Annotated in this window: 11 protein-coding genes and 1 pseudogene; 6 read left to right on the forward strand and 6 right to left on the reverse strand. The window is 41.2% G+C overall.

Annotated elements, in window-relative coordinates; all coding sequences use genetic code 11:
* Positions 1-145 precede the first annotated feature (145 nt).
* The 5 genes from ACR30L_RS03825 to nifH form a co-directional block, all read right to left on the reverse strand.
* Complete coding sequence (locus ACR30L_RS03825) at positions 146-565, reverse strand: NifB/NifX family molybdenum-iron cluster-binding protein (RefSeq protein WP_435236724.1); 420 nt, start codon at positions 563-565, stop codon at positions 146-148.
* 429 nt (positions 566-994) lie between these two features.
* Entirely contained in the window at positions 995-1,204 is a 210-nt protein-coding gene (nifT, locus tag ACR30L_RS03830) for a putative nitrogen fixation protein NifT (RefSeq protein WP_435236725.1), read from the reverse strand.
* A 97-nt stretch (positions 1,205-1,301) separates the two neighbouring features.
* A complete protein-coding gene (nifK, locus tag ACR30L_RS03835; protein ID WP_435236726.1) occupies positions 1,302-2,873 on the reverse strand; it encodes a nitrogenase molybdenum-iron protein subunit beta in 1,572 nt (523 codons plus the stop codon).
* Positions 2,874-2,974: 101 nt separating this feature from the next.
* Positions 2,975-4,447 carry a nitrogenase molybdenum-iron protein alpha chain gene (gene nifD / locus ACR30L_RS03840; RefSeq protein ID WP_435236727.1) on the reverse strand — a complete coding sequence of 491 codons (1,473 nt, stop codon included), beginning with the start codon at positions 4,445-4,447 and terminating at the stop codon, positions 2,975-2,977.
* Positions 4,448-4,461: 14 nt separating this feature from the next.
* Positions 4,462-5,349 (reverse strand): nitrogenase iron protein, encoded by an 888-nt coding sequence (gene nifH, locus ACR30L_RS03845; RefSeq protein WP_435236728.1) that lies wholly within the window; start codon positions 5,347-5,349, stop codon positions 4,462-4,464.
* 1,204 nt (positions 5,350-6,553) lie between these two features.
* Between nifH and ACR30L_RS03850 the strand changes: the two genes are divergently transcribed.
* Both ACR30L_RS03850 and ACR30L_RS03855 read left to right on the forward strand, forming a co-directional pair.
* Positions 6,554-11,113, forward strand: a complete 4,560-nt coding sequence (locus ACR30L_RS03850; protein ID WP_435236729.1) for a biotin carboxylase N-terminal domain-containing protein — start codon at positions 6,554-6,556, stop codon at positions 11,111-11,113.
* A 70-nt stretch (positions 11,114-11,183) separates the two neighbouring features.
* Positions 11,184-11,945, forward strand: coding sequence for a class I SAM-dependent methyltransferase (locus ACR30L_RS03855; RefSeq protein ID WP_435236730.1), 762 nt, complete (start codon positions 11,184-11,186; stop codon positions 11,943-11,945).
* A 176-nt stretch (positions 11,946-12,121) separates the two neighbouring features.
* On the opposite strand, the pseudogene ACR30L_RS03860 reads toward ACR30L_RS03855, so the two are convergent.
* A pseudogene (locus ACR30L_RS03860) lies at positions 12,122-13,026 on the reverse strand (ISAs1 family transposase); the annotation flags it as partial.
* Positions 13,027-13,154: 128 nt separating this feature from the next.
* Here ACR30L_RS03860 and ACR30L_RS03865 point away from each other — a divergent pair.
* The 4 genes from ACR30L_RS03865 (at position 13,155) to ACR30L_RS03880 (ending at position 19,597) form a co-directional block, all read left to right on the forward strand.
* Positions 13,155-13,517 (forward strand): hypothetical protein, encoded by a 363-nt coding sequence (locus tag ACR30L_RS03865; protein ID WP_435236731.1) that lies wholly within the window; start codon positions 13,155-13,157, stop codon positions 13,515-13,517.
* A 207-nt stretch (positions 13,518-13,724) separates the two neighbouring features.
* The gene (locus tag ACR30L_RS03870) at positions 13,725-15,023 is read left to right on the forward strand and encodes a TolC family protein (protein ID WP_435236732.1); all 1,299 of its coding nucleotides are present in this window, start codon (positions 13,725-13,727) and stop codon (positions 15,021-15,023) included.
* Between the two features lie 12 nt (positions 15,024-15,035).
* Positions 15,036-16,478 carry an efflux RND transporter periplasmic adaptor subunit gene (locus tag ACR30L_RS03875; RefSeq protein WP_435236733.1) on the forward strand — a complete coding sequence of 481 codons (1,443 nt, stop codon included), beginning with the start codon at positions 15,036-15,038 and terminating at the stop codon, positions 16,476-16,478.
* Positions 16,475-19,597 (forward strand): efflux RND transporter permease subunit, encoded by a 3,123-nt coding sequence (locus tag ACR30L_RS03880; protein WP_435236734.1) that lies wholly within the window; start codon positions 16,475-16,477, stop codon positions 19,595-19,597. The genes ACR30L_RS03875 and ACR30L_RS03880 overlap by 4 nt, the downstream gene beginning before the upstream one ends.
* Positions 19,598-19,651: the final 54 nt, after the last annotated feature.

Raw genomic sequence — 19,651 nt, forward strand, 5'->3', positions numbered from 1 at the left:
AATACATTTAAGCATGTTGGTGTTGTGTTTATTGGGGCGTCGACTTTAGTCGATATAGTGAGGTGATTTCATTCTGCTTTGGCGTTTCCCGCAAGCAATGCGGGAATGATTATTTAATGTGGGTGGTATGTTACTTATGACCGTATTATAAGGTTTCAAAGCGGCCACTAAGTTGATCCGGTTGTCCTGTTAATTTGGCTAACCAAGGTGGAAGTTGTTTGCTTTGCATGCGTTCTTTAAGTAATTCGAGTTGCTCTGTCATCGTAGGAAATGTTTCACCAACGGGTTTACATTTCATTGGGTGGATATTGTTACGAATAACGCGTGCAGCAGCGGGGCCGCCAATGGAGGCGCAAAACATTAACTGGCAATCATTAATTAATTCAGCGCGAAATTCATTTTTATCGGTGCCTCTTCCTGCTTCTGCCTTGCGAACGTCGATTCTTTCATACTCTTCGCTATCAATACGATAAATGTAAAATTGCTCGCAGGAGCCGAAGTGTCCATCAACGGTGATGCCATCGGTGGTGGCAAATGCGACTTGTAATTGAGGTAATGTTGTCATGCCTTTCTCCTTGCTAATTTAATATAGTGCGTTGTACCAATTGTAATTAGTAGCTGCTCTATTTTACTGGTTGAAATAGCTTATTTATGGTTTAAAAATGTTGCCAAGGGCAATAATACCAATCGTAATAATTAGCTGATCTATTTTGCTGGCTAAAATAGTTTATTTCTTTGTTGAAAGTTTCGTTAAGGGAACAACCATTAAAGAATTAATGTCTTTATATTAATTCTCACGTTAGAGGATTCACTTGTTAATCTCTCGGTAGTGGCAACTTTCGCCTCAAACTAAACCCTTTTTCCAGCGCAAAATTTAGATCACATATTTAATACAATTGGTATAACCTCGACAGCAATTTTGATTTCAAAGTAATCCTTTTTTCCTGGTGAAAATTTAACCTGCATATTTTATACAATTGGCCTAAATGGTCACTTAACCACGACGCATTCTAATGGTGATAGGAAGTTCTGGTTGTTCCGACATTGGGTCGAAGTAAAAGCTCATGCCATTACTTAATTCCATTTTACCACCCCAGTTATCGGGCTCTGTAAATTCAAGTGATGTGATTTCCGCTTCTAGATCCTTTTTTGCAATATACCCGGTAAGGATCCCATCTTGTTCTCTTATCATAATATTTGGCATAAATGCTCCCTTTTAAATCTAGAAATAGCGAAACATCCTGGTTCTTCAAGCAGGATGTTTCACTTAATCATTGCAATTAATTAATCACAATTTGTATTTATCTAACTAAGTCGTAACCAAAGTCAGTTTTACCATATTCACCCGTTTCTTCGTCTAGTTTCGCTAATACTTCATTAACTAATGTTGTTAATATTTGCATTGCGCCTTCATAGCCCCAAGTTGTTTGACGGTGCATATGATGACGGTCTGTGATTGGGAAACCGATGCGAATAAGTGGTACTTTGTGCTCTGGACCTTTTGCTAGTGTGTCACGTTCGATAAATTTACCGTGTGAGTTTCCAATCATAAAGTCAGGTTTGTTAGTGAACATTAATGAACGGAAGTGCCATAGATCTTTACCGATGTGTATTTCACAGCCTGCACCATAAGGGCTTGAATCAAGCAGTTTTTGCATTGCTTTACCCCATTTTTTGGTACCGTTATGACATAGAATCGTCGTTGGTTCACAACCCAATTCTAATAGAAAGCTCACCATGCCTAGTAGGTAATCTGGGTCGCCGTAAATACCGAACTGTTTACCGTGTAACCAAGTGTGGCTATCGGTCATCATGTCAACTAAACGACCACGTTCTTTAGTTAGTGAATCAGCAATTGGTGTACCGGTTAATTCGCTTAATTTCATTAGGAATTCATCGGTGCCTTCTAAGCCCATTGGGATTTTGATTGCACTTGCAGGTTGTTTCCAAAGGTTTTTAACCGTTTTCTTGGTTTTGATTAAGCTCCAAGGTTGTAGTAAAAGTGTATCAATTGCATTCGGTGCATCTTTCATTTCTTCCTGGGTTGTACCACCATCGTACATGCGGTATTTACCGTCTGCAGGCGTATCAAGTACTTCTGAAGGATCAGATAATAAGCTATATGGAATACCCATTTCTTTCATCATGCGGTGCATAACGCGGTAGTTACCAAGGTAGGTTTCAAAACCAGTGACAAGGTTGATTTTTTTATTACTGCCAACCACTTTGTCTTCCATGCTTTGACGTGTGAAGTTATTACAGAATCCATCGAACATGCCATCCCACCCCGTAATGTGGCTACCCACGAAACTTGGCGTATGTGCGAAGGGGGTTGGTACTTCTTCTGGTAAATGACCTTCTTTTTTAGCATTACCAATGAATGCACTTAAGTCATCACCAATAACTTCGGCCATACAGGTTGTTGAGACTGCTACGATTTCTGGTTTATATAATGCGTAGGCGTTGGCTAAACCCGCATCCATATTTTTATTACCACCGAATACTGCTGCATCTTCCGTCATTGAGTCAGATACACAAGCAATAGGCTCTTTAAAGTGACGGTTAAAGTAACTACGGAAGTAGGCAACACAACCCTGTGAACCATGTACGTAAGGTAATGCTTTATCAAAACCGAGTGCACAAAGTACAGCACCTAATGGTTGACATGCTTTTGCAGGGTTAACGGTGAGTGCTTTACGCGCAAAGTTTAATTCTTTGTATTCTTCAGTGGTTGTCCATTGAAAAACTTCTTCAACTTTTTCATCGCTATGTGCAGATTCAGAGACAGCACGTTTGTTTGCCATCATCTCCTGATATTCCGGTTGCGTAAATAACGGATATCCAGGTTTGATTTTATCTATTGTTTGACTCATATCTTTTCTCCTCCTGTATCCGCTCTTTGTGAACAGTCAGGTAATGATCATGTTTGGTTGTGATAACAAGGGCGTTGCTATCACATAATTATTAACTTGGCTTATGCTGTTTTTTTGAGTTCTTCATCATCTTCAGGTTTTACTAACCAAGGTGGTGTAGTGCTCTTCCAACAAGGATTGTTCAATGTCATATCCATATCACGGGCAAAGATGCTAAAGCCATCGTAACCGTGGTAAGGACCTGAATAATCCCAGCTATGCATTTGACGGAATGGAATACCCATTTTTTGGAATATGTATTTTTCCTTAATACCAGAACCTACTAGGTCAGGTTTAAGTGCTTTTACAAATTCTTCAAACTCGTAACCCGTCACATCGTCATAAAGGAGTGTTGAGTCTTTTACATCTGGTAATGTACGATCATAATCATCGTTATGACCAAATTCGTAACCAGTACCGACAACTTCCATACCTAAATCTTCATAGGCACCAATGACATGACGAGGGCGAAGACCACCGACGTAAAGCATGACGCGTTTACCTTCTAGGCGTGGTTTGTATTTATCAACAACGGCTTGCCATTGTGCTTTGTATCCAGCAATTACTGTTTTTGCTTTTTCTTGAATCGTTTCATCGAATTTCGATGCGATTTCAGTCAAAGAGGCTTCAATTTTTGTTGGACCAAAGAAGTTAAACTCTAACCATGGAATCTTGTATTTTTCTTCCATATGACGTGCGATGTAGTTAACGCTACGGTAACAATGTACTAGGTTAAGTTTCGCCTTTGAGTTCAATTCCATTTCAGCAAAAGTACCGTCACCAGACCATTGTGAAATAACACGAAGACCAATTTCTTCAAGTAATAAACGTGTTGACCATGCATCACCACCTATATTGTAATCACCGATTAATGCGACATCGTAAGGCGTGCCTTCGAAGGTATCGTCGTTTTCAAGGTTATCAATTAGCTTGTCACGGATTGCATCGTTCGCAATATGGTGACCGAGTGATTGAGAAACACCACGGAAACCTTCACAACGTACTGGTACAACTGGTTTGCCGATTTTTGCTTGGGTTTCCTTGGCAACGGCTTCAATATCATCACCAATTAAGCCAACCGGACATTCCGATTGAATTGAAATACCTTTATTAAGTGGGAAAAGTACTTCAAGCTCTTCCATAATGATGGATAATTTTTTGTCACCACCAAAGACAATGTCTTTTTCTTGGAAATCAGAGGTAAAGTTAATATTCGAGAACGAATCTACCCCTGTTTTACCGGTGTAATAGTTACGACGACCACCCGTTGAATATTGACCACAACCTACAGGACCATGGCTAACATGGATTGCATCTTTGATTGGACCAAAAACAACCCCTTTAGAGCCAGCGTACGCACAGCCACGGGCAGTCATAACACCTGGTTGAGATTTACGGTTTGAGGTGATGCAGCTACTACAGCTACTTGCGTCACTTGTACCTAAATGTTTAGCACGCTCAGCTTTTGTTGTAGCGGGATAAACCTCAAGCACGTCCTCTATTAATTTTTCATTTTGCTCTTTAATGTTAGTCATAAGAGGCCCCTTAGTTATGCAACTTCGTCTTTAAGTTCTTGTGCCGTTTTACCGATGATTGTTTCGTCTTCTTCATCCATTAGACCAAAGTTCATAAGAAGATCTTCAAGTTCATCCATTGTTACTGGCGTAGGAACAACAAATAGTTCGTTGTTGATGATTTTGTTTGCAAGTGCACGGTATTCATCAGCTTGTGTACAAGTTGGGTCATACTCGATAACTGTCATACGACGAATTTCAGCACGTTGTACAATGTTGTCACGTGGTACGAAGTGAATCATTTGTGTACCAAGCTGTGATGCAAGTTCCATGATTAATTCATCTTCACGAGCAGTGTTACGAGAGTTACAGATAAGACCAGCTAAACGTACTGAACCTGATTTAGCATATTTACAAATACCTTTAGAGATATTGTTTGCTGCGTACATCGCCATCATTTCACCAGAACATACGATGTAGATTTCTTGTGCTTTGTTTTCACGTATAGGCATCGCGAAACCACCACATACAACGTCACCAAGTACGTCGTAGAATACGAAGTCTAAATCTTCTTCGTATGCGCCTTCTTCTTCTAGGAAGTTGATTGCTGTGATTACACCACGACCGGCACAACCAACACCTGGCTCTGGACCACCTGATTCAACACATTTCACATCGCCGTAACCAGTTAGTAGTACATCTTCTAATTCGATGTCTTCAACCGTACCTGCTTCAGCAGCCATTTCCATGATTGTGTTTTGCATTTTTGTATGAAGGATTAAACGTGTTGAATCCGCTTTAGGGTCACAACCGATAATCATTACTTTTTTACCAGCTTCAGCAAGAGCTGCCACTAGATTTTGTGTAGTTGTGGATTTACCGATACCACCTTTACCGTAAATTGCACATTGACGAATAGCCATAATTTCTTCTCCTGCTTGTGTTTGATATAAATTGATTAAGTTGTTGTTACGATTTAGTAGTTGCAGTACTTGTACCAAGATCACATTTTTAACTAACATATTGAATTAATTGGTTAATATTGTATTTTTGTTGTGTAGGGTGTTTTGTAGGTCGCCTTTAAGCACACAAAAATGAGGTGTTTTGTAATAAGTAAGACAAAGGAAAGAGGGGAGCTTTCACTTATAAGCTATTTAGGTGCTATAAAGTGGCGAGCTTCGAGTGTTGAGCTACGAAGGGCGTAAATAGTTGTTGGTAAAGGTAGTGAGCTTTGAGTATTGCGCTGCTAAGAGTGGGGGATTTGTAGGTAAGAGCTGCGAGCTTCGGGTCTTGCGCTACGAAGGGGGGCGATATTTGTCGGTAAAGGTTGCGAGCTTTGAGTATTGCGCTGCTAAGAGTGGGTGATTTGTAGGTAAGAGCTGCGAGCTTCGGATCTTGAGCTACGAAGAGCATCGATAGTTGCCGGTAAAGGCAGTGAGCTTCGAGTGTTGAGCTACGAAGGGCGTCGATAGTTGTCGCTAAAGGCAGTTAGTTTCGAGTGTTGAGCTGCTAAGAGTGGGGGGAGTTGTAGGTTAGGGGCGTACATTGTTATAATGTGCTTCGCTGCTATTTATGGGGGACTTGACGCTTTGTCCTGATTCTATACGCCAATAAATTAAAGTAGCGCGCTGCTTTCTTCTACTCTTTGAGAATAGATCCCAATTAATACTGTAAATTAGTACAAAATTTGACTATTATCGCACACTGATTTTTTTATGGCCTTTATTTCAATGTTATTTAGATGCCGGATCTAGGCTAATTGGGGCTTAATTCGCACTCGTATACAAAACAGAGTAAAATCTGCATTGAAAATTTTCAGATGGTAGTACCGACATGTTTTACGGCGGTAATAAATTGTCACTGAAAGGTTATTACATACATTAGCATTATCTGAAAAAGACCTCGGGTAATTCGGTTATATAGCAAAGCGATATTGATTTAGGGAAATATGAACTAAAAACTGTCGCTTTGTTTGATATTTGCACAAAATACAGTGCAAATCTCGCAGAATACAAGTTATTACATTATGATCTGTTTACACCTTATTAATGATTAGTGGAATCATAGGTTAATAAGTTGTAAATTATGTCATTTATTTTTTTTAACACTTATTTTTAAGGGTATTGTATGCCAGGAAAACCTATTTCTCCGTTTGAGGCTAATAATATTGCTGATCCTTTATTTCTTCATGCAGAGCATATCGCAAAAGATTTTTCTCTATTTCCGGATGATTCATTACCGTCAACGACTGATCATTTAGAAGGTCTGATTGATAGTCAACAAATTCAATCAAATTTAGCAACGATCAAAAAATTAGATGTCGATGCTTACATTGCGCGAACGGTACAACCGGCTGAAGATAATAAACGTCCCGGTGCGAAAGCTATTATTGCTGGCTTCAATGGCAAAATCATTACTGAAAAATTGAATGGTGCTTTCTATAGTGTTGAGATGGAACTCGATTTTGGAGATTACACTCGTCGCGTAGGTATTATTGCGCAGGAGCGTAGTTCAAATAACGGCGCGTGGATGCCAGAACATCATTTAGAGGCGAGTAAAGCGATTCGTAAGTTTGCTGATTTGTCATTACCTATCGTGTTCTTAATTGACACCCCTGGGGCAGATGCGGGCGAAGAAGCGAATAGCCAAAACCAAGCTCATAGTATTTCACAAATGATCACTGAAAGTGCCAATGTCGATGTACCGACCGTTGGTATTGTTGTTGGTGTTGGTTACTCGGGGGGGGCTATTCCGCTTGCAACGGCGAATATTTTATTATCAGTGCGTGATGGTATCTTTAACACTATCCAACCTAAAGGTTTACAAAGCATTGCGCGTAAATACAACCTGTCATGGCAGGAATGTGCGCAATCGGTTGGTGTTTCACCTGAAGAATTGTACGAATCAGGCTGTATCGATGGTATCGTTGATTATTCACCAGTTGACCAAGATGAGCGTCAACACAATCTTCAAAAAGCGATTATCTCGAGTATCCTTTCAATTGAAGAGAAATCTGTTGAGTTTGTTCATAATACCCCTGATATTATGGAACATTACAACCGCAGCTTAGCGCGTTACTTAGAGCCATCTAGAAAACTTCAAGCGATTGAAAATGCATCTGAAAATGCATTGCTCTTGGCTAAAAACCCAACCGTGCATAATAATGCTTTTGGTTTAACATACCGTTACATGCGTTACCTAACGCTACGTTCACGTATCAAGGCGATTTACTCTGGTGAGTACGGCCGTTTATCTAAACTGACTGTGCCAGAAGGTGATTTAAAAGCGCGTATTGAAGAAGATCGTAAACAGGTATTTATTAACTGGTTAAATAATCCAGACAAACTTATCTATGATGATAAGTTAAATAAAAACTGGAAATCATTCCTAGCTAAACGCGAAGATAAAAGCGTTGAGCGTAATATGTTTACTAAATTAATTCTTGGTGAGCCGGAAGAAAACTATAATAACGCTCGTAGCGAGTTAATGATTAACTTAACGTGGTCGTTATATAACCGTTGGAAAACCAGCGCTGAAAATAACTTCCGAGCATTAATTGAACATCTTGAAGATGACATTAATCTGCCTATCACGGATACATTCCCTGAGTTGACCGATTTAACAATTATCGATGTGGTTAGTCATCAAGATACACGTGAATGTTTCCTACTTCATTGTCGTCATATGTTGGTATTTAATACGCTATATGACAATACAATGGGTAACTTGGCGTCTATTGCAAAAGAGGCAATGACAGCGAAAGAATTATCACGTGAATCTGTTTCTTCACTTGTACGTAGTTCATTAAAAGGTGCATTAAGTAAAGTCAGCGATGATGATTACGAGCAATTACGACAAAGCTTTAACGCTTGGTTACATCACTTTACGAGTCAAAGTGACCGTGGTGATATCCTAGCGAAAGTAGAAGAGTGGAAAAGTATTGGTGCGCCACAAATGAATGCGAGTTTATTCGTTATTCTGACTCACCTTTTCGAAAAAATTATTCCTTCTTACTACAACAGTAGTGAAGATGCATCTCAATATAATGGTGCGATTAACCCTGCGCGTATCGGTCGTCGTAAAGACTTCTGGAACCGTTTAACCATGGGTTATCAAGATCTGTTGATTCAAGGTGTGTTGCGCGCAGAGAAAAACAAACGTAACAATGACTACCAAGCTATCTTAAGTAAATTCTTTACTAATTTTAAAGAATCTAGAGCCGACTTGATGACCGCTAACCTATTGGAATTCCCTGGTTTCCGTTTATCTGTTGAAGATGCATTGGATAAAAAAATCAAGCCTTGTGGTTTAGTGACAGGTATTGGTGAATTTAAATTAGAAAATGGTGAAGAACAACGCGTTGGTGTTGCTGTCTCTAATTTATCCTTCCAAGCCGGTGCATTTGATATGGCCAGTGCAGAAAAATTCTGTGCGCTACTTGTTAAATGTGCAAAACAACATTTACCGGTTGTTGCATTTATTAGTTCAGGCGGTATGCAAACTAAAGAAGGTGCTGCTGCATTATTCTCAATGGCTGTGGTTAATGATCGTATTACACGTTTTATTCGTGATAATGACTTACCTGTATTAATGTTTGGTTACGGTGACTGTACGGGTGGTGCACAAGCGAGTTTTGTTACTCACCCATTAGCACAAACTTACTATTTCTCTGGTACGAACATGCCGTTCGCTGGACAAATGGTTGTACCTGCATACTTACCATCAACGTCGACATTATCGAACTACTTATCTCGCGTACCAAACGCAATGGACGGATTGGTTATTAACCCATTCTCCGATGATATTAACGATAAACTACGTGATATCGATGAAAATATGCCAATGCCAACAATGACCGTTGAGCAAACTATTCAACGTGCATTAGATGGTTTTGTACCTGTTTGTGATATTGATGGTGAAGAATATTCTCAAGCGGATCCGCGTGAGTTAATGACGCCAGTTAAGAAAGTCTTAGTGCATGCACGTGGCTGTACGGCGGTTAAATTGATTCGTAAAGCACAGGATAACAATATCAATGTCGTATTAGTGGCTTCTGACCCAGATATGACCTCTGTTCCTGCAGATATGCTAGGCAAAGGCGATAAATTGGTTTGTTTAGGGGGTAACACCTCTGACGAAAGTTACTTGAATGCAAGTTCGGTATTAAAAGTTGCAGAATACGAAGAGGTCGATGCGCTACATCCGGGGATTGGTTTCTTATCTGAAAGCCCGAACTTTGCCGATTTATGTGTTAGCCATAACATCAACTTTGTTGGTCCAAGTATGACCAGTATGTTGACTATGGGTAATAAGTCTAACGCAATCAAAACTGCACAAGATAATGGCGTGCCAGTGGTACCAGGCAGCCACGGTATTTTAAGTGGTGCGGAACAAGCGCTGGATATCGCAAATGAAATTGGCTACCCAGTACTGCTTAAAGCGGTAAATGGTGGTGGCGGTAAAGGTATCTTAGTTATCGAAAAAGCGGAAGATATGTTCGCCGGCTTTAACCAAGTTTCTGCGGAAGCGCGTGGTGCATTCGGTAACGGCGATTTATACCTAGAGAAATACATCACATCATTACGTCATATTGAAGTGCAATTATTACGTGATAAACATTGTAATACCAAAGTGTTGGGTATTCGTGATTGTTCTGTACAACGTAATAATCAAAAAGTAGTCGAAGAGTCTGCATCAACGATGTTACCTGCTGAACTAGAAGCATTAGCATTGAAACATACAGAAGCATTGGCTGATGCTGTGGATTACATGGGCGCAGGTACCGTTGAGTTTATTTATGACCTAGATGAAAACGCAATCTACTTTATGGAAATGAACACACGTCTACAGGTAGAGCATCCTGTTACCGAAGCAACGTCATGCATCGATATCGTAAGTGCACAATACAAAATCGCTTCAGGTGAAAGTATTGCGGATTACGAGCCGAAGAAAAAAGGTTATGCGATTGAAGTTCGTGTGACGGCTGAAAAAGCGGCACTTGATAACCACGGTGTAATGCAGCTTGTACCTTACCCAGGTAAAGTGGTTGAGTGTGTGATTCCAGAGCAAGATAACGTTGAAGTTATGTCAATGATTGCCGAAGGAAAAGAAGTATCACCTTACTACGATAGCTTGGTTGCACAGTTTATTTGCCATGGTGAAGATCGTAATGACACCGTCGCTAAATTGTTAGACTTCTTAGATAACGTCGTCATTAAAGGAATCGCAACTAATATTCCACTATTGAAACGTATCTTAAAAGATGACACATTCTTAGGTGGTAATTACGATACAACTTATCTACCTAAGTTTATGGCTAAACTTGATCAGCAAGCGATGATCGATGAAATGGAAGCATCTGCCTCTGCTGGTAGTAGTAATGTTTCAATTCAAGTTGACGGTAGTAACGAACTGAAAGTACTTGCTCAAAGTGCTGGTATTTTCTATCGTGCTTCTTCTCCTTCTGAACCTGATTTCGTTCACGAAGGTGATATTGTTAATGTTGAGCAAACCGTTGGTCTGATGGAAGCAATGAAAATGTTCTCACCGATTACATTATCAAGCTTCAACCGACAAGATGCCGTATTGTACGATCCAGAAACGAAATTCCGTGTTGAACGTATTATTCATACGAATGGTCAACAGGTATCAAGTGGTGATCTACTTTATATCGTTACGCCTCTATAATTGATTTTAGATGTATGATAAAAAGCCGGTCATTGACTGGCTTTTTTGTTTTTAGCGGAGAACAAACTGGATGGATATACCTTTAATTTGTAATGACAGTGTATTGCGTGAAAAAGCAAACCGTTTACGTGAAAAATGGGGATTCGTCGGCACTCATAGTGATACTTTTCAATTGCGATTATTACCTGAATACCTTGCGTTAGAACAGGTTGATGACCCACAGCAAGGATTAGTGTTTGTCGATTTTGCTTCGGGCGCCGTCGCACATCGCCGTAAATTCGGTGGTGGTAAAGGTCAATCTATTGCCAAAGCAGTTGGATTAAAACCAGGGAGTATCCAGATCGATGTTATTGATGCGACAGCAGGGCTCGGTAGAGATGCTTTTGTGCTAGCATCACTAGGTTGTAACGTGACATTAGTCGAACGCTCTCCTGTTGCTGCAGCATTGCTTGAAGATGGGCTAGAGCGCGCTTATATGGATTTTGAAATCGGGGAGTGGATGCAGCAACGCATGAAATTCCAATTTGGCAGCGGTTATGAGTTTTTAAAAAATAATGAAACCGATGTCGTTTATTTAGATCCAATGTTTCCACACAAAAAGAAATCGGCATTAGTTAAAAAAGAAATGCGTGTTTTTCAAGGCGTTGTTGGTGCCGATCTTGACGCCGATGATTTATTAGATGTTGCCTTAAAGGCCGCACGTTATCGTGTGGTGGTTAAGCGCCCAGACTATGCGCCATTTCTCAATGATAAAAAACCAACCATGAGCATTAAGACAAAGAAAAACAGATTTGATGTTTATGTGCGCCAAGCAATTCCTCAGAAGGAGTAGGGGGGATTTATTAATATAAATTTATAAGTGTTGCTGCAACCATACTTTGTCATAATGCAATCATACATTGACAAATTTAAAGTGTAGTGTGACATAAAATTGTATTTTGTTTTTTTATTACAAAGTCTAGTGTCGCTACAACCATAAGTTGACATAATACAATTATAAGTTCACGGTTAGCATATTTTAACCCCTGACTCCAAAAGGGGTGAACGATAGTCGTCATCCAGTGTAGCCATCTTTTTTTACGGGCCATACTTGCCGTTTTACTTATATCTTGTTTAAGCAGTGCCCTTGCAATTTTTCTCCTCACGTTAAAAGCTAATGGTCCCTGTTTTTTACGTATACGATATTCATCTTCTCTGAATGTCATATCAAGTATCCAGTGCATACTTTCTACCTGCCAGTGGCTACGAACTGCATTAAGAGCTTGCTCTGCATTCAAATCTAATGATGTGATATACCAACGGGTCTCACTCGTATCCACAACTGTTGATTTTTCGTGAACCTCAGAGGTAACTTTGATAATGCTGTTTAAGCCAGACCAAGTATACTCTTTATCTAACCAGCTTTTATCAAGTAACAATTGCTTGCAAGTTATTGTTTCTATTCGACCATGCCCATCGTTTGTTTCAATATATTCAGAGTAGTTTTATTTTGATACTCCTTCTCTTTGAACCTTATGCCACCAGGCTTCAAATTCAGCTTGCATACCAGAGTGTTTACCTTTTAAAGCAAGGATATAATCCGCATTTTGTTTGATAATTTGCTCTGCTATTTTTTGCTGGCTGCTCATGGCATCTAGCGTAATAATGTTTTTTTCAATATCCTGTATCGCTAATAGTTCTGGAATTGCTGTTTTTCCATCAATTACTATGACATCACAACTCGTTGTTTTAATAAGAGAGGATATCCAAGATTGAAATGCAGACTCAATCTCTTGTGCTTTTAACCTGCAAATGACATGAGCAATCGTATCATGCTTAGGTATACCTGACTCAAAGGGACGATATTTACGCAGCCAATCAAGTTTTAGATGGCTAAAGTCCTCAACCCCAGATATAACAGCACTTATTGCTAGTTGAGAAAAAAGTTCAATTTATAATGATCTTGCCGTGTGTGCACAACCATAAAAAGAGATTAAAAACTTGACCTTCCCCCTAGGGGATAGTCTATTATTTAGCTATTAATTCACTTATCGGTTTAAATATGAAGCGACTTATCACCTTAATATTGATGCTAACAATACTGATTACTTTCATTCAGAAAGTGTCGGCATTTGCTCCTGTATTAAATGATGACATAGTTTCTATGGTGAATTGCCCAATGCCAATGATGAAACATAGCACACATAAAGGCATGAATAAGACCGAATGTACGAATGATGGCATGTCAGAAGGTATGGACTGCCCAAATAATTGCGACATGATGACCGTAGTCTCTGTCCTTCACTTTATTGAGCATACGCATTCAGTTAATCAATCTATGTTGCTGCTCAGTTATCAGCGTGGAACTTCTGGCGCCCCTTATTACTTCCCCGAATCCTTATATCGACCTCCTTTTCTAAGTTAATTTTCTGTATACCGCTAGTTATAGCAATGCTGATTTGCAGCTTTGTTACTAACAAGTAAGAAGTAAGCAAAAAAATTAATTTATTAATCTCTAACTTCTGTATTTACAAGCAATGTTGCGCTTTCGATAAGCACAATTGCCTAAGGATTAGCTGCAAAATTATTTTGTAACGATTCCTAAACAGAAGTGTGAATAAAGGAAGTGGTTATGAAAATCACCCGATCTTTTTTATCCGTTAAGCATCCTCGCGGTATATGTGGACTGCTTGGCTTAACACTTTTATTTAGTTTCAAACTACAGGCTGAAACTATCAGCCTTAATGATGCCGAGCAGATTGCTGTCAAGCAGGATCCGGCTCAGCAGGTATACCAGTCACAACAGGAGGCTCTTATGGCTCAAGGGGTCGCATCGGCCACGCTTGCCGATCCGATGATCAAGCTGGGGGCGGCTAATATGCCGACGGATAGTTTTAAGTTTGATGAAGATCCAATGACTCAATTATCTGTTGGTTTATCGCAACAGTTCAGTCGAGGGGATACTCGCGGACTCAGTCAAAAAGGCTTCAATGAGAGATCACAGCTTGCTGTATTTAAAGGTTTAGATCGACAGTTAATCGTCAAAAGAAGTGTTCGTCAGTTGTGGTTGAATATTCTCTTTGTGGAAAAATCATTAAATATCGTCAAAGAAAATAAGCAGTTATTTTCCAGTTTTTATCGTGATTTGGAAGCACAATTTTCACTTGGGATGGTTGAGAATGAAGATCTTCTGGCAGCTGAAATAGAGCTCAATAAATTCGATGACAAAATTGCCGGATTAATGCAGATGTCAGCTAATCAGCGCAGCCTATTAAGCGAATGGATTGGTCAATATGCCTATGACGATTTGCCGGATGATATACCACAATGGCAGGAAACACGCAACTTGATAGATGTGTCCGCAGAGCACGCTAACTATTACGCCCTACTTAGTCAGCATCCAAAAGCCAAGCTGTTAGCACAAAACATTGTGGTGGCAGATAACGGAATCGATCTTGCCAAGCAGAGTTATAAACCCAGTTTTAAGGTCGAGGTTGGTTACGGATATCGCTTTCGTGACTCAGATACGGGCCAGTCGAGGGCGAATTTGTTGAGTGGCTTTATTACCATGGATATTCCTCTTTTTACCGATAAACGTCAGGACCAAAGGCTGATATCAGCCCAGCAGACCAAAGGACAGAAACAAGCAGAGCATCGTTTGTTACTGCGTCAGCTTAATGCCCAACTGGCGACTGAAATTGTTAATTATCGACAAATTAAAGCCCGCCAGGCGCGTTATCAGAGTAGTTTACTTAAACAGGCAAAACTGCATGCGGAGTTGTTAGAGCAAAGCTACCAGTCGAATACACGTACGTTTAAAGAGGTTATTGAGGCTTACATTCATCAGCAGAACCTCATTTTAGAATATCAGCAGTTATATTTCGACGGTCTTAAAAGCCTTTCTAAAATCCGTTATTTTCAAGCACTCTAATAGGAAATAATTATGCGTTATTTATTAGTTTTAATCCTTGGTTTAGTGGTTGGTTTTATTGCCGCAAACAGCCAACAAATCAGTCATTTTATATCTCCGGAAACGGCTTCATCGGAGCCTGAAATCTTATATTGGGTCGCGCCAATGGATGCCAATTACCGACGCGATAAGCCGGGCAAATCACCGATGGGCATGGATCTTGTACCGGTCTACGCCGAAGACAAACAAACGGAGCCCGAAATTCTCTATTGGGTTGCGCCGATGGATGCCAACTACCGCCGTGATAAACCGGGTAAATCACCAATGGGTATGGATCTGGTCCCTGTGTATGACGAAGCTGGCGGCGAGTCTGAAGCGGGGTTAGTGAAAATTTCAGCGGCAGTTGAAAATAACCTCGGGGTGCGTACCGGGACGGTCGTCAACAAAGATTTTAAAATGGAGATTAATAGCTTAGGAACGGTGCAGGCCAACGACAATGCGACTTGGCAGATCAATAGCCGGGTATCGGGGTGGATTGAAAAACTCTATGTAAAATCCGTCGGTATCGAGGTTAAACAAGGCGATCCTTTGTTTGAGCTTTATTCACCGGAATTGGTGAAGGCACAGGAGTCGCTGTTTAATGCTATCAAGCTGGGGCGCCGTGCATTGATTAGCTCGTCAAAGGAGCGTCTGCGGGCATTAGGCGTTAATAAAAATCAGATTGAAAATATAATAAAGCGTAACAAGGTGCAGCAGAGGATCACCATTTTTGCACCGCAAAAGGGGACTATTTCAGCACTTACGCTTAATGAAGGCGCATTTATTTCACCGGCAACCGTAGTGGTTAAAGCGGTCGATCTAGATACTGTCTGGGTCGATGTAGAGGTGTTTGCCGCGCAGGTATCCCTGGTTAAACTTGGCGATCCGGCCGTTATGCACTTAGATTATTTTCCCGGACAGCAATGGCATGGACAAGTTGATTTTATCTACCCTGAGATGAATATGAATAATCGCACCCTGCGGGTTCGTCTGCAATTTGATAACCCAAGTGCACAACTTAAACCAAATATGTTTGCCCGGGTCAGTTTAACTCCGGAAATGGCTAAAAACAGACTACAGATCCCGCGTGAAGCTGTGATCTATGCCGGCAATATGAATCGTGTCGTGTTGGCGTTAGGTAACGGTCAGTTTAAATCTGTTGTGGTAAATTTGGGATTAGAAAATAAAGATTCAGTAGAAGTATTATCAGGTCTAAGCGAGGGGCAAAAAATCGTAACTTCCGCGCAGTTCTTAATTGATTCAGAGTCTAGCATCAGTGCTGACTTTGAACGTATGTTAGGTAGCGATGCGGATAACTCGATGACACCGGAGATAAAGGAAGACAATCTTGATTGGTTAGATTTAGGCGCCGTAACAACGAAACCGTTAAGCAGTCGCTTGCCGCTAGCAATCGCTACTCGTGAGGTGTTCCTATGATTAGCAAAATAGTTGATTGGTCCATTAATAATCGGATCATGGTTTTATTGCTGACCGCCGTGATTGTTGCTTACGGACTCTTTGTCCTACAAAAAACGCCGATAGATGCAATCCCCGACCTGAGTGATGTTCAGGTTATTGTTAAAACTAGTTATCCCGGACAGGCACCACAGGTGGTTGAAGACCAGGTCACCTACCCGTTAACGACGGCCATGCTGTCGGTGCCCGGTGCAAAAACGGTGCGTGGTTATTCGTTTTTTGGTGATTCATATGTGTATATCATTTTTGATGATAATACCGATATGTACTGGGCGCGTTCGCGTGTCCTGGAGTATCTCTCGCAGGTTGCGCCGGATCTTCCCAAAGAGGCTCGCTCCGCTTTAGGGCCTGACGCAACCGGTGTTGGTTGGATCTTCAGTTATGCGTTGGTTGATAAAAGTGGCAAACATGATCTCAGTGAGCTACGCAGTTTGCAGGACTGGTTTTTAAAGTTTGAACTGCAAACCGTTGCCGGCGTATCAGAAGTGGCTACCGTTGGCGGCATGGTTAAGCAATATCAGGTGCGTGTCGACCCTAATAAGCTGCGCGCCTATAACGTGCCACTTAATGAAATTAGCAAAGCCATTGAAAATGCCAATCAAGAACGAGGTGCTAGTGTACTTGAGATGGGCGAAGCCGAGTATATGGTCCGTACCTCGGGTTATATTTCCTCGATTGATGATCTTAAAGCGATTCCGCTACATGTGAATGAACAGGGGACACCGCTGCTATTAGGTGACGTGGCCGAAATCAATTTGGGACCGCAGATGCGGCGCGGCATTACTGAGCTTAATGGCGAAGGCGAGGTGGTCAGTGGAGTCGTCGTGATGCGCTTCGGCGAAAATGCCAAAGGGGTCATTACTGCCGTTAAAGATAAACTTAATAGTCTGCAAAAGAGCTTGCCTGATGGGGTGGAGATTGTACCTACCTACGATCGCTCTGAGCTGATCAATAGCGCCGTGGAAAATCTTTATCATAAATTGATTGAAGAATTTATTGTGGTGATCTTGGTCTGTGCGGCTTTTTTGTTTCATTTCCGTTCATCGCTGGTGGTGTTGCTCAGTCTTCCTGTCGGTATTTTTGTTGCCTTTATTATCATGTCATGGCAGGGAATTAATGCCAATATTATGTCGCTTGGTGGTATTGCCATTGCTATCGGTGCGATGGTGGATGGTGCGATTGTAATGATTGAAAATGTCCATAAACATATGGAGAGAACCGAACTAACAGATGAAAACCGATGGCAGGTAATCAGTAAAGCCACCAATGAAGTAGGACCTGCTCTGTTTTTCTCATTGCTGATTATCACCTTTAGTTTTTTACCGGTTTTTGCTCTAGAAGGACAGTCGGGTAAGATGTTCTCTCCTTTAGCATTTACTAAAACCTATGCAATGGCTGCCTCTGCGGGGCTGGCTATTACCCTGATTCCGGTACTAATGGGCTACTTTATTCGCGGCAAGGTTTTACCTGAGCATAAAAACCCACTCAATCGCTTTCTGGTGAGCCTGTATCAACCAGTATTAGATTTAAGTCTACGTTTTCCCAAATTGGTGATCAGCCTGGCATTAGTCGCTTTAGTGGTTGGTTTCTATCCGGTAAGTAAAATCGGCAGTGAATTTATTCCGCCGCTTGATGAAGGTGATCTGATGTATATGCCGACCACCTATCCCGGGATCTCTATCGGTAAAGCGCGAGAGTTATTACAGCAAACCAATAAATTGATTAAAACAGTGCCCGAGGTGAAAAGTGTATGGGGCAAGATAGGGCGCGCTGAAACAGCGACCGATCCCGCACCTCTGACTATGATTGAAACCACGATTCAATTTAAAGCACAGGATCAGTGGCGGGCTGGTATAACCAAAAAAATGTTGATTGATGAATTAGATAGTCTGATCCAATTTCCAGGACTTACTAATGCCTGGGTGATGCCGATTAAAACACGCATCGATATGTTAGCAACGGGTATTAAAACCCCGATAGGTATCAAGATAGCTGGTGCTGATTTAGCTGAAATTGAAAAAATTGGTAAGCAGATCGAGTCGATCTTACAAAATGTTGAGGGGACAGCTTCGGTATACGCTGAGCGGGTAACCGGCGGCCGTTATGTCAAAGTTGATATAGACCGTGAAAAAGCGGGGCGTTACGGGCTTAATATTGCGGAAATACAGGGACTAGTGGCGGTAGCTATTGGTGGTAAAAATATCACTGAAACCATTGAAGGTTTGGAGCGTTATCCGGTGAACCTGCGTTATCCGAATGATTATCGTGATTCGGTGACGGCACTTAAAGCGCTGCCAATTGTAACGCCTGCGAAAATGAATATCAGCTTAGGTGATGTGGCTAATGTTTATATTGAAGCGGGTGCACCGATGATAAAAACAGAAAATGCTCGTCTCAATGGTTGGATTTTTGTGGATATCGAAAACCGTGATTTAGGCTCCTATGTGAAAGATGCACAGCAGCTTGTTAATGAGCAATTGATTTTACCAGGTGGCTATTCACTGGTTTGGTCCGGTCAATATGAATACATGGAAAAAGCCAATGCGCGTTTGGCAAAGGTGATCCCGGTAACGCTGGCAATCATTGTTATTCTGCTCTATTTAGCCTTCCGCCGAGTTGGGGAAGTGTTGCTGATTTTATCCACCCTACCTTTTGCGTTAATGGGGGGAATCTGGTTGATGTTCCTGCTGAACTTTAATTTTTCTGTTGCCGTCGGGGTAGGTTTTATCGCCTTGGCAGGTGTCTCGATAGAGATTGGAGTCATTATGCTGTTGTACTTAAACCAGTCATTGGAAGCGAAAAAAATGCAACGTCTTGGCGACTTCAATCTTAATGATTTAAGGGAAGCTGTTGTGGAAGGGGCCGGGTTACGTGTGCGGCCTGTGATGATGACGGTGGCAACGGTGGTGATCGGGTTAGTGCCGATTATGTACGGTGATGGCACGGGATCATCAGTGATGCAGCGCATCGCGACACCGATGATCGGTGGCATGGTCAGTGCGGTTATTTTAACTTTACTGATTTTGCCGGCAGTCTACTTCCAATGGAAAAAATTGTCATGCGCAGTCAGTTCAAATTAAGAACTCAATAAGACAGGTGCGCGCGGTTTAGCAATTACGGGCGCCTATTTTTCG

This window comes from Psychromonas saccharinae, assembly GCF_051201515.1.
Lineage (GTDB): Bacteria > Pseudomonadota > Gammaproteobacteria > Enterobacterales > Psychromonadaceae > Psychromonas.

Excerpts from the sequence above, each read along its gene's own strand:
- ACR30L_RS03825 (WP_435236724.1), bottom strand. The coding sequence starts at position 565 with ATGACAACATTACCTCAATTACAAGTCGCATTTGCCACCACCGATGGC.
- nifT (WP_435236725.1), bottom strand. The coding sequence starts at position 1,204 with ATGCCAAATATTATGATAAGAGAACAAGATGGGATCCTTACCGGGTAT.
- nifK (WP_435236726.1), bottom strand. The coding sequence starts at position 2,873 with ATGAGTCAAACAATAGATAAAATCAAACCTGGATATCCGTTATTTACG.
- nifD (WP_435236727.1), bottom strand. The coding sequence starts at position 4,447 with ATGACTAACATTAAAGAGCAAAATGAAAAATTAATAGAGGACGTGCTT.
- nifH (WP_435236728.1), bottom strand. The coding sequence starts at position 5,349 with ATGGCTATTCGTCAATGTGCAATTTACGGTAAAGGTGGTATCGGTAAA.
- ACR30L_RS03850 (WP_435236729.1), top strand. The coding sequence starts at position 6,554 with ATGCCAGGAAAACCTATTTCTCCGTTTGAGGCTAATAATATTGCTGAT.
- ACR30L_RS03855 (WP_435236730.1), top strand. The coding sequence starts at position 11,184 with ATGGATATACCTTTAATTTGTAATGACAGTGTATTGCGTGAAAAAGCA.
- ACR30L_RS03865 (WP_435236731.1), top strand. The coding sequence starts at position 13,155 with ATGAAGCGACTTATCACCTTAATATTGATGCTAACAATACTGATTACT.
- ACR30L_RS03870 (WP_435236732.1), top strand. The coding sequence starts at position 13,725 with ATGAAAATCACCCGATCTTTTTTATCCGTTAAGCATCCTCGCGGTATA.
- ACR30L_RS03875 (WP_435236733.1), top strand. The coding sequence starts at position 15,036 with ATGCGTTATTTATTAGTTTTAATCCTTGGTTTAGTGGTTGGTTTTATT.
- ACR30L_RS03880 (WP_435236734.1), top strand. The coding sequence starts at position 16,475 with ATGATTAGCAAAATAGTTGATTGGTCCATTAATAATCGGATCATGGTT.